The sequence below is a fragment of the Micromonospora sp. genome (genome assembly GCF_048594385.1).
GTDB classification, from domain to species: domain Bacteria; phylum Actinomycetota; class Actinomycetes; order Mycobacteriales; family Micromonosporaceae; genus Micromonospora; species Micromonospora wenchangensis.
Genome location: NZ_JBMDWU010000068.1, coordinates 1 through 10,899, shown reverse-complemented (window position 1 = coordinate 10,899; position 10,899 = coordinate 1). Strand labels below are relative to the sequence as shown.

The window sequence follows — 10,899 nt, the reverse complement described above, 5'->3', positions numbered from 1 at the left end:
CGGGGGGGCCCGCTGGCGGGCCCGGGAACCGCGGGGGGGGGGCCCCCCGGTGCACCGCCCCGCCCCGACGAGGCGCACCGCCCCGCCGGCCGGGCCTCGGTGCCCGTGCCGGCCCCGGCGGAGCCCACGAACCAGACGGCGGCCTGGCCGCAGCCGGAGGCCGGCGCGCAGGCGGCGGGCAACGCCGCAGGTGTCGACAGCCGGTCCACCGAGGACGATCCGTCCCGCTCGGGTGGCTGGGCCGCGAACCGGCCCGGCCCGGACGACGCCGGCCGCCCCGGTGACTGGCCGAACGGCACGCGGGACGACCGGCAGCCGCCGTGGGGTGCGCCGGACGAGCCGGCCACGGCCCGGTGGGAGGGTCAGCACGAGCAGGCCACCCCCGACGGCTGGCCGGGCGGCGCTCCCGCCCGCGCCGACCAGTCGCGTCAGGACGACCCGGCGTCGGGTCAGGAGTGGCCGGCACCGGTCGCGCAGCGGGGTGCGGCCTCCGTACCGTCGCCGGAGCACCAGGAGTCCGGGGCCGCCTGGGCGACGCCGGAACAACCCGCGCGCGCGTCCGCCTCGGTCTCCGCGCCGGACGGTCCGCCCGCCTGGGCCGGCAACGACCACCAGCAGCCGCCGTGGCCCGGGGCCGAACGCCCCGTCGTGCCGGAGGGCGAGCCGTGGGCACCCGAGCAGGCGTGGGGTCGCGCCGAGCCCGCCGGCCAGCCGGCCGAGGGCGGCTGGGAGTCCCGCCGTGGCGATGACCAGCCGATCTACCAGCCGGGGCCCGCTCCCGGCATCTCCCCGGCCAACAAGGTGCCGCTCCCGCCCCAGGAGCAGCGCGTGCCGGGGGCCAGCCTGGCCGCCGCTCCGCCGGCCGACTACGTGCCGCCGGCCCCGTTCGGAGGGCCCGGCGACCAGCAGCCGCACGGCCGCGAGGCCGCCGGTTGGGGCGCGCCGGAGCAGCCGCAGTTGCCGGCCGGCCCGGCACTGCCCGCGCAGCGGCTTTCGCCCGAGTCCGAGGGTGCCGGCCGCGCCCAGGTGCCGACGGCCGAGGCCGGGGAGCCCGGTGCGGTCGGCCGCGCCTCGGCCAGCGCCTCGGTGCCGACGGCCAGCCGGGTCGCACCCCCGAACGACCAGGCGGCACATCCGGCCGGCCCGGTCGTTCCGCAACCCCGGGTGTACGGCCGACCGGCCCGCCCGGAGCCGCCGGAGGAGGCGGAGGAGCACGACCCCCGCCGGCCCGAGCAGCACGATGCCCGGTTCGCCGACCAGGACCGCACCCGGTTCGACGGCCCCGAGCAGCCCCGCTTCGACGACCAGGACCGGACCCGGTTCGACAGTCCCCGCTTCGACGACCAGGAGCGGCAGCACGGCTTCGGCGGTGACGCGCCGTCGTCCGCGCCACCGGCCGCCCCGCCCGCGTTCGGCGGCGGCATCCCCGCTTTCGCCGACCCGGCGGGCAGCAACCGCCCGATGAACGGCACCCGTCCGCACGGGCCGGCGGACCGGCCGGCCGAGCCGTTCGGGGCCGGCCCGACCAGCGGCGCACCGGCCGGTGCCGCACCCGTGCCGGGGTACGGCCACCCGGCGCACGACCCGGCCCACGGTGGGTACGCCTCCCCGTTCCCGCCCGCCGGCCAGCAGTTCGGGCCGGCTGGGCAGCCGTCCGGCCCCACGGGTTGGCCGGGTGAGCCGGAGCAGGAGCAGGGGCGTTTCGACGCGTTCAAGCCGGACGCCGAGCCGGAGCAGAAGGCCGAACAGCCCACGCCGAAGGTACGCAACGGGCGGGTGCTCGCCCTGGTGCTGATCGCGGCGGTGCTGATCCTGGCCGTCCCGCTGGGCCTGCTGATGCTGCTCGGCAAGATCGGCTCGGACGACGACAAGCCGGCCCCGTTCAATCCGGCCGTCGGTTCCTGCGTCAAGCAGTCCGGTAACGGCGCGAGCGCGGCGAACTGCGACGAGCAGGGTGCCTTCACGGTCGTCTCCAAGGTGGACGCCAAGGAGAAGTGCACCGACCCGACCCAGCCGCACGTGGTGTTGCAGGGCGGCGGGGTCGACCGGGTGCTCTGCCTCAAGCCGGCCGGCCAGTAACGCCGTACCGACGGCGGGGACCCGGGTGGACCGGGTCCCCGCCGTTGGTGTTTCGGGCCGCGCGGACTGGGCAGTCTAAGAGGACATTGACGTAGCCCGAGGAGGTCACCCCATGGCAGGCAACGAGAACGAGGTCAACCGCAGCGCGCGCAGCGGCCGCTTCGTCACGGAGGGCACCACCGAGCGGGACCCCCGGCACACGACCACCGAGCAGGTCGGCAACGGCGGGGAGCAGGAGGTCAACCGCAGCGCGAGCACCGGCCGGTTCGTCACGGAGACAACCGCCGAGCTGCACCCGTCGACGACCGAGACCCAGCACGTCTGACCGACCGGCCGACCACTGCCCTCCGCACCGGCGCGGGGGGCAGTGTCATGTCCGGGCACCGAGCTGCACGCACGGGGTACGCGCGCTGGCCAGGACGCTGCGGTTGTCGGCCGCGGTGATGTCGACGGTGACCGACACGCAGCCCCTCGTGGTCCGCAGCACGTTGCCGAACACGCTGTACACCTGACTTTTGATCATGAACGGGTAGTCGAACCGGCTGGCCGCGCCGTCGGCGGGGCGGGTGGCCGCCAGCCGGATGGTCGCCCCGGTCGGCACCCGCTCGGTGGAGACGAACAGTGGCCAGGCCGCCTGGCAGCGCGGGGAGTAACGCAGGGTCAGGCTGCCGTAGGTGGGCTGCGTCGGGTCGGGGTCGGGCACCGGGACGGTCTCCGTGCTGACCGCGTCCACCTGGCAGCGTTCCTCCTGCGGGTCCGCCCCGTCGGGGACCGGCGTGCCGCCGGTGGCTGCGGGGTCGGTGGGTGCCGGGCGGGACGCGTCGACCGCCCGGTCCGAGGGCCGGTTCGTCCGGGATTCCCGGTCGGCGATCATCGGTACGACCGAGCCGGCGACGAGCACGGTGAGCCCGGCCGCCGCGACCAGTGCCCACCGGGGCAGCGGTGCCCACCGGGGTCCCGGTGTGCGCCGGGCCGCCGCCAGTGGTGGCGACGGCGGTGGCCCCGGGACCGACTCATCCGACGGTCCGTCGACTGCCGGCCCGGTGAGCGCTGGCCCGGCGGGGGCCGGTCCGGCGGGCCGGTCCAGTGCGGCCTCCCGGTGCCACCGGTCCCGCCAGGCCGCCTCGTCACCGCCGCAGGCCCGGACGAAGGCCAGGGTCAGCTCCAGCGACGGCAGGCGGGTGCCGGCAAGCACCCCCGCCAGCGCGGTGTGCGAGTAGTGGGCGGTCGCCGACATCCTGCGTAGTGACGGCTGCCCGGCGTCGCGCCGGAGCCGGGCGAGATCAGCGACGAACTGGTGGTGCCGGACCTCGCCGGAAACCTGCTCGCCGACTCGTCCGCTTCGACCCGTCATGGACCCTCCCCTGCATGTAAACCCTGGTGTCAACGCACGTCAAGCCAGTGCTTTACAGGCGGGTGCCACGACAGGATCGACCCCGGAGCAGCCACCCGCCGGATAGGTGCCGGTGAATATGATCTCACGGCGAGTGTCGGGCCTGACACGCATCCGTTCGGCTCGAAATCGACGTTCGCCCCGGGGATACCGGACCGCACGGAGCACCGCCCGACGGGTACGCCGCACCGCTCCCGGTGCGGCGCCGACCTCTCGACAGGAGAACCGCGTGTACCAGCCGAACGACTCGAACCCCCCGGGTCGCACATCCCGCCGAGCACTGCCGAGACTCGCCGTACGGGTCCTCGCCGCCTGCGGCGTCACGGCGATGGTCCTGGTGGGCACGGCCGCACCGTCGTTCGCCGGGATCTCCGGCTACAGCGTCGCCGGTACGGGCGGCGCCGGCCTGATGGTGCGTACCAGCCCGTACGACGCGAATGCCGGCTCGGTGGCGCTCCTCGGCGACGGCACCGGGTTCGTCGCCGAGTGCGCGGTACGCGGACGCAACATCTCCGGCAACTCGGTCTGGCACCGGATCAGTTCCCCGGCCAGCGGCTGGATCAGCGACTTCTACACCAACACGCCGGGGTTCAACCAGTACCTGCCCAACGAGCCGGAGTGCACCACCACACCGCCGCCCACCGGCACCCGCGAGGACCGCGCGATGGCCTGGGCCCGGTCGGTCATCGGCCAGGCGTACACCAACGGGGACCTGGGTGACTCCAACCACCAGTGGGACGGCTGGTGCGACAACTTCGTCGGGCACGCCTACGGTCGGGCGGCCAGCGGCTACGCCTCGGCGATCGTGCACTACAACGCGCTGCTCTCGCGCGGCATGATCCGCACCACGGGCACCCCGCCGGCCGGCGCGCTGGTCTTCTACGCCGCCGCGTCGATCAACGGCTACTACGGCCACGTGATGCTCTCCGAGGGCAACGGCAACTACATCACCTCGGCGGCCACCGTCCGCCGCGTCTCGCAGACCTGGCCCGGTGCGCCGTACCTCGGCTGGTCCTACGCCGACCCGGAGTGGACCGGGCGCTGACGCCCCCACCCTGCCCGGCTCCCCTCCCGGTCGTCCGCTGAAAGGATCACGATGCGTCTCCCCCTTGCCGTCCCCGCGGCCCGACGCGCCCTGCGTCTGGCCCTCGGCCTGACACTGGCCGCCGTCGTCGGCGTCAGCGCCATGCCCACCCCCGCCACCGCCGCACCCGCCACCACCGGCCCGGCCTCCCACGCCGCGTCGGCCCCCCGCCCGGCAGACCAGGCCAAGCCGGCCAGCATCGGTGGCCCCGCCATCGGCGCGAAGGCGAACCGGGTGGGCGTCAACGCGGTCGGTATCGACCTGTGCGCCCAGGTGGCGTACGCCGCCGGATTCCGGAACAACCCGCTGGTCACCGCCGTGGCCGTGGCGATGGCCGAGTCGTCCTGCAACCCGTCGGCGGTCGGCAGCAACGGCCCCACCGCCGGCTGCCCCAACGGTTCGCTGGACCGGGGGCTGTGGCAGATCAACAACTGCTACCACCCCACCGTCAACGACACCTGCGCCTACAACTCCCAGTGCAACGCCAACGCCGCTTACAGCATCTCCAGCGGCGGCAGCAACTGGCAGCCCTGGTCGACGTACAACAACGGGGCGTACGCCGGCTACCTGTCCGCCGCGCAGGCGGCGGTGGCCCGCCTGGGTGGCACCGGCGACCCGCCGGCCGTGACGGGCACGATCCTGGCCAACCCGTCGCTCAACATCCGCACCGGGCCGGGTACCACCTACGGGATCGCCGGCTCCGTCAACTACGGCGCGACGGTGAAGATCGCCTGCTACACCTTCGGCGAGTACGTCAGTGGCGGCTACTGGCCGTCGTCCACCTGGGACCGGATCACGAACCCGGCCACGGGCGTGACGGGCTACGTGGCCGACACCTGGGTCAACACCACCTACGACGTGAAGACGATGGTCGGTCGCTGCTGACCGTCCCGTCCGGGGCCGCGCGGGCAGGGTCGGACCCTCCCGCGCGGCTCCACCGTGACCGCCGCTCTGCCCCCTCGCTTCTGGCGCGGCGGCGGTCATACCCCGCCCCTGCGGGCGCGGCGGCGGCGACCCATGCCTTGCCTGGAGAGCGGTATGCCTGTCAGTCATATTTATGCCTGACAGGCATACCGGTATACGCCGCTATCACTCTCCCTGGCGCCGTGGCGGCCGGCGGTCGGGGTTCTCACTGATGTTTGCCGGGACCGGGCGGTGTTACGGTCGGCGTGGAGCTTTCACATCGACGACGGAGGCCCGAATGGGTCAACGAGGATCGTTCCCCTCGGGATTGGCGCGGTCATTCAACACCCGGATCATGGCGCTGCGGTCGTCGCCACGCTGGGGGCAGTTCCTCCGGCGACACCTGGCCGTGGTCACCTACACCGGTCGCCGTTCCGGGCGGACGTTCAGCACCCCGGTCGCCTACCGACAGGCCGGCGAGACGGTGGTCATCCAGGTCGCGATGCCCGACGCCAAGCAGTGGTGGCGGAACTTCCTGGGCGAGGGCGGCCCGATCTCGCTGAACCTCGACGGGGTCGACCGGGCCGGGCACGCGGTGGCCCGCCGGGACGACCGGGGCCGGGTCACCGTCACCGTCGACCTGACCCACTGACGCCAGATCCGCCCTCGGGCATCCTGACCAGGAGCCCGTCGGCTACACGACTATCCCTTGTGGTCGGTCCGCCTACACTTGCCGGCCATGGACCCTGTCGCGCTGGCCACGGCGCTGGCGAAGCCGATCCTGGCGCAGGTCGGGGCCGCCGCCGCCAAGGGCGTCAAGGCCCGCGTGTGGGGGGACCCGGAACACAAGGCCCTGGAGCGCGCGTTGCGCCGCGCCCTCACCGAGCTGAACCGGTCGTACGGTGACCGGCTCGCCGAGTTCGACGTCAACGACGGCTTCTGGGTGCACGAGGGCGCTCCCGAGCTGGCGAAGGTGCTCGTCCCCGGCGTGCCGACCTCCCCGGTGCGGCTGGCGGAACGGGCCGTCGACTCGTTGGGCCGGGCCGAATCCGACGACGAGCGGTACGACCGGGTCGGCCTGCTGCGGCCCGCGTTCAAGGCCCTGCTCGACGGGCTGGACGCCGAGGTACGCCGCGAGGCGGCCCTCCAGGGGATGCTCGGCCGCTCCGATGCCGCGTCGACCGCCCAGGCGACCACCTGCATCGCCGAGCGCCTGGGCGCGGTCGACGCCACCGACGACGACCGGGTCGCCTACCTGCGCTGGCTGATCGACCAGCACCGCTACCTGCGTACCGTGGGGGTGGTCCGGAACACCACCGTGCAGCTTCCGTTGGGCGAGGTGTTCGTCGGGTTGCAGGCGCGGCCGGACCGCAACCCCGGCGACCGGGCGCGGGCCTGGTTCGAGCGGGAACGGGAGCGGCTGACCGCCCTGGTGGCCGAGGGGACGCTGGACCACACCGGCTTCGAGGCCGCTCTCGACCGGTTGCAGACGCAGTACGGCCACCGGTTCGCCGCCGAGACCGAACAGCCGGCCAGCCAACCGGTGCTCGACGCGGCCCGCGACGCCGCCCAGCTACTGGTGCTGGGCGATCCGGGGACGGGTAAGACCACCCTGCTGCGTTACCTGGCCCTGACCCACGCCCGAGCACTGATCGCTGGCGAGCAGGTCCGGGGCCGGGGTGCGCTGTTCCCGATCTACCTCCGCATCGGCGAGTACGCCCGCCAGGGGTTCCCGGAGCTGGGCATCGGCGAGTTCCTGTCCGGCCAGCTCCGCCGCGCCGAGTGCACCCTGCCGGGCCTGACCGACCTGCTGCGCCGCCAGCTCGACGCCGGCCGCTGCCTGGTGCTGCTGGACGGCCTGGACGAGATCGCCTCGGCCGAGCTGCGCCGAGGCGTGGTCACGGCAGTGGCCAACTTCGTGACCGCCCATGCCCGGCAGGGGAACCGTTTCGTGGTGACCAGCCGGATCGCCGGCTACCAGGCCGCCCCGCTGCCGGAACCGTTCCGCGCGGTGCGGCTCCAGGACATGGACGACCCGACGATCACCCGGTTCCTCGACGTCTACTGCCGCGAGGTCGAGCGTGCCGAGACCCCGGGCCGGTCCGCCGAGGCGACCCGGCTGGCCGGCGCACGCGAGACCACCGCGATCGAACAGGCCCTCACGACCAACGCCGGGGTACGCCGGCTCGCCGCCAACCCCCTGCTGTTGACCGCTTTGGTGCTGGTGCACCGGGCCAGCGGCCGGCTTCCGCACCGCCGGGTCGAGGCGTACGTGGAGGTGTGCAACGCGCTCGGCCGCACCTGGCGCAGCGCCCAGGGGGTCGCCGAGGCCGACCTGCCCGACGAGCGGATCCTGACCCGGTGGTTGACCGAGCTGGGCTGGTGGATGCACGAGCACCGCCCTGAGGGTGCCGCCACCCGGCTGGAACTACTCGACGTCCTCGGCCCATTGTGGGCAACTCACCAGGGCACCGAGTGGAATCGACGCATGCTGGAAGCCGCCGACCCGCTGCGCACCGACGCCGGGCTGGGGGTGCTCGACTTCGTCGACAAGGCCGACACCCATACCGGCCTGCTGGTCGAGCGTGCTCCCGGCCGGTACGGGTTCGCCCATCTGACCTTCGAGGAGTACTACGCCGGCCGGGCGCTGGCGTTCCGTGGCTCGGCCACCGACCGGATCAGCGAGATCCGCCGCCGGCTGCACGACCCCCGCTACGAGGAGCCGATCCTGCTCGCGCTCGGCCTGATCAGCACCGACTACGTCGAGCAGATCGACGAGGTGGTGGCAAAGGCGATCTATCCAGCCGAGGGTAACCCGAGCCCGTACGAGGAACTGCTGGGCCGGGACTTCCTGTTCATGCTCCGGGTCCTGGCCGACGACACGCCGCTGAAGACCGCGACCATCGACGCGGTGATCAGCCAGGCGGTCGACGAGTGGTTCGACCAGGAGCACAGCAGGTGCCGCTTCTCCGCCTACCAGGCTGCCCTGTCGGAGCGGTTGGCCGCGCTGGGCGGCACCAAAGCCGCTGATCGATTCCGCGCCGCCCTGGACAGCCGTGCGGTTCCGTCGGGTGACGCCCCCCTACTGCACTGGTGCCAGCTTGCGGTCATCGCAGCCCGACTCGGCGCGCTGAACGAACCCACCATAACCGCACTAACCAACCTCGCCATCACCCACACGGACCCCCGCGTACAGATCGAGGCTTTACGGGCGCTGGCCGACTGCGGCGCACTCACCGAAACCACCGCCACCGCACTGACCAACCTCGCCACCACCACCCACACCGACCCGAATGTGCGGATGCAAGCGTTCCAGACGCTGACCGACTGCGGCGCACTCACCGAACCCGCCACCACCGCACTGACCAACCTCGCCACCACCACCCACACCGGCCTGTTCGTGCAGATCCATGCGCTCCATGTGCTGGCCGCGGGCGGCCCACTCACCGAAACTACCGCCATCGCACTGACCAACCTCGCCACCACCCACACTGACCCGTTCGTGCAGATCCAGGCATTCCGGGCGCTGGCCGACCGCGACCTACTCACCGAAACCACTGCCCTGGCACTGACGACCCTCGCCACCACGAACAAGTCAGGGCAAACAAGGTCAATCGCGGTGCAGATGTTGCGTCACGCGAATGCCTCCAAGAAACTCCAAAATCTACTTTTACCCCTATTGGCGGACAGCAATTGCAATGTGCGCCGCGAGGCAAAAGGCACACTGGTCGATTATTCGCGCCGCCATCCGCAACTAGCACCCGGCCTCCTACCGGAATTGGCCAAAGTCTGCAGCAGCGCTACGCGGGGAAGGGTATTCGCGTGGGACGAAGCGTATGAAACCTTTCTAGCATACGTCGAGATCACCTCGCCCTCGTTCAACGAACAATGAGCGGACAGCAAGGAACAATCGTTGGCGTTAGCGAGAGCATTGGGGATGGCGTTCAGCTCACCGCCTCCAGCGCTGGTTACGCTCGACCCAAGTCTCCAGCCACGCTCAGCCGAGGCGCTGCCAGACCATTCAGCCGTTTGTGAATCTGGGTCAGGTCGGAGCGGGTGGGCCGCCGGCCACCGGCCGAGAAGCGTGACGACGTGCCCCGAGGTCATCCAGCCCACCAGTCGCCAGGCGTGCGCGTCAGTCCTTTCCTGACAAGCCTCTCAATCGCACCGAGCGAATCGGCGCTGGAACGATCAGGCCCGCACGGGGAGTCGGCCGACGAATGCTCGCCAGGATGCCGGGGCGAAGACGAGAGCAGGGCCGTTCGGGTCCTTGCTGTCCCGTACGCCGACCGCGTCGACCAAATTCCCGGCAACCTCGACGCATGCGCCGCCATTGGTGGATGAGCGGGAAGACTTCCGCCACGTGGCTCCAGTCAGGTCCATGTCCTCGCTACTTCCGTGAGAAGGTCCAGGGTCAGGCCCAGCGGCAACGCTTCACCTCGGATAGCGTCCCACGACACACCGAGGTCGGCAATCAAGTCAGCCTGCCCAATGACCTGCGCCGCCAGTTGGTTGTCGACGTATCCGGTCCGGGAGCCGTCGGGCATGTCAGCAATGATGAATGCCCCGGCCAGGCCCGGATACATGCCAGCGGACATCGGGACGACGCGCAACTGGATATGTGGCTGTTCAGCACAGGCTATGAGGTGCGCAAGCTGCTCTGCCATGACGGCAGGCCCACCGCACGACCGCCGAAGGACGGCCTCGTCCAGAACGACGAAGAGTTGGGGTGCGGGGTCACGGTCAAGGACGACCTGCCGGTCGAGCCGGGCCGCGACCCGCCGGTCAAGCTCCACGGTCGGCACCCGGGCCGCCTGAAAGGTGGCACGCGCGTACCCCTCGGTCTGCAGGAGGCCGGGCACGAAGGCGTGCTCATACCAGCGCAGTGCGGTCGCCTCGCACTCTATCTCGATCCACTCGCGCAGCCAGATCGGTGCCGCATCGCTCTTGACCAACTCGTCCCAGAGAGTCGTGAAGTAACCCTCCGTTCCCAGCGCCTCGTCCACCGACGCCAGGTAGGGCAGGGTCGGCGGCTTCACCCCGGTCTCGATCGCGCTCACCTGGGAATCCGAGCAGAAGATCCGCTCGCCGAGCTGCGTCTGGGTGAGCCCGGCAGCCGCCCGACGTCGCCGTAGTTCACGCAGAAGGTACTCCGACGGAGAGATTCCCACGGCTTCCACACCCTTCCACGGCGATCCCCTGCATTCCTCGCCAGCTCGCAACAGACCATTGCGCTCCGCAATCACCTGATCACTATTCCGAAGCCAAGGAGCAAAAGTCCAGGGTGGAGGACGGAACGGCGCGATCGGTGCGGAGAAGCCCGGCGGTCGCGTTCGTGGTCGGGGGGGCCCCCCACCCCTACCCGGGGCCCCCCCCCCCCCCCCCGCACAGGGCGGGTAGTGGTGAAAAAACCCCATAAACCCCCCCCCAGGGCCCCACC

Annotated in this window: 9 protein-coding genes; 6 read left to right on the top strand and 3 right to left on the bottom strand. The window is 71.9% G+C overall.

The genetic code is table 11. From position 1 onward, the window contains the following. Both ACOJTC_RS03285 and ACOJTC_RS03280 read left to right on the top strand, forming a co-directional pair. The coding region (locus ACOJTC_RS03285; protein WP_420115677.1) for an LppU/SCO3897 family protein at positions 1-2,079 on the top strand (2,079 nt) is incomplete at its 5' end. Between the two features lie 112 nt (positions 2,080-2,191). Then, complete coding sequence (locus ACOJTC_RS03280) at positions 2,192-2,404, top strand: hypothetical protein (protein ID WP_088641895.1); 213 nt, start codon at positions 2,192-2,194, stop codon at positions 2,402-2,404. Positions 2,405-2,449: 45 nt separating this feature from the next. Here the strand turns inward: ACOJTC_RS03280 and ACOJTC_RS03275 are convergent, their stop codons facing one another. Then, on the bottom strand, positions 2,450-3,433 hold the full coding sequence (locus tag ACOJTC_RS03275; protein WP_420115676.1) for a DUF2690 domain-containing protein: 984 nt from the start codon (positions 3,431-3,433) through the stop codon (positions 2,450-2,452). 268 nt (positions 3,434-3,701) lie between these two features. Between ACOJTC_RS03275 and ACOJTC_RS03270 the strand changes: the two genes are divergently transcribed. The 4 genes from ACOJTC_RS03270 (at position 3,702) to ACOJTC_RS03255 (ending at position 9,351) form a co-directional block, all read left to right on the top strand. After that, complete coding sequence (locus tag ACOJTC_RS03270) at positions 3,702-4,517, top strand: hypothetical protein (protein WP_420115675.1); 816 nt, start codon at positions 3,702-3,704, stop codon at positions 4,515-4,517. Positions 4,518-4,568: 51 nt separating this feature from the next. Continuing rightward, positions 4,569-5,441 (top strand): transglycosylase SLT domain-containing protein, encoded by an 873-nt coding sequence (locus tag ACOJTC_RS03265; RefSeq protein ID WP_420115674.1) that lies wholly within the window; start codon positions 4,569-4,571, stop codon positions 5,439-5,441. A 373-nt stretch (positions 5,442-5,814) separates the two neighbouring features. Then, positions 5,815-6,111 carry a hypothetical protein gene (locus tag ACOJTC_RS03260; protein WP_420115673.1) on the top strand — a complete coding sequence of 99 codons (297 nt, stop codon included), beginning with the start codon at positions 5,815-5,817 and terminating at the stop codon, positions 6,109-6,111. An 87-nt stretch (positions 6,112-6,198) separates the two neighbouring features. After that, positions 6,199-9,351, top strand: coding sequence for an NACHT domain-containing protein (locus tag ACOJTC_RS03255; RefSeq protein ID WP_420115672.1), 3,153 nt, complete (start codon positions 6,199-6,201; stop codon positions 9,349-9,351). A gap of 299 nt (positions 9,352-9,650) precedes the next feature. On the opposite strand, the gene ACOJTC_RS03250 is transcribed toward ACOJTC_RS03255, so the two are convergent. Together ACOJTC_RS03250 and ACOJTC_RS03245 are read right to left on the bottom strand one after the other, a co-directional pair. Beyond that, positions 9,651-9,842, bottom strand: a complete 192-nt coding sequence (locus ACOJTC_RS03250; RefSeq protein ID WP_420115671.1) for a DUF397 domain-containing protein — start codon at positions 9,840-9,842, stop codon at positions 9,651-9,653. Further along, a complete protein-coding gene (locus ACOJTC_RS03245) occupies positions 9,833-10,639 on the bottom strand; it encodes a helix-turn-helix domain-containing protein (protein ID WP_420115678.1) in 807 nt (268 codons plus the stop codon). The genes ACOJTC_RS03250 and ACOJTC_RS03245 overlap by 10 nt, the downstream gene beginning before the upstream one ends. Between the last annotated feature and the right edge of the window lie 260 nt (positions 10,640-10,899).